1 protein-coding gene is annotated in these 311 nt (G+C 35.0%); it reads right to left on the bottom strand.

The features are described from left to right. Positions 1 to 311, bottom strand: a 311-nt coding sequence (locus tag J418_RS0115360) for a type 2 periplasmic-binding domain-containing protein (RefSeq protein WP_017896048.1), incomplete at both ends; no start/stop codon positions are given.

Raw genomic sequence — 311 nt, 5'->3', positions numbered from 1 at the left:
AATGTTCCATCCTTTTTCATTTCATCTAATGCCTTTTGAACTGATTCTTCCAATTCTTTATCACCTTTCTTGAAACCTATTCCCATTGGTTCACTTGTAAGTTTTTCAGAAAGTACAGTATATTTTCCCTTTTTGTCAGCAGCAGATACATAATATCTTCCTACAGGCTCATCAATTATTACAGCATCACTTCTTCCAGTCTGTAAATCCTGAAGTGCATCTGTAGCCTTGTCGTATTTCTTTATTTCCTTTATTCCCTTGGATTGTTTTTCCTTTAATTTCTTGTCAAGATCCTGTGAAGACTTGTCACC

Source organism: Clostridium tyrobutyricum DSM 2637 = ATCC 25755 = JCM 11008 (assembly GCF_000359585.1).
Lineage (GTDB): Bacteria > Bacillota > Clostridia > Clostridiales > Clostridiaceae > Clostridium_B > Clostridium_B tyrobutyricum.
Note: the sequence above shows the minus strand (reverse complement) of the source record. Positions and strands in the feature narration are given on the sequence as shown.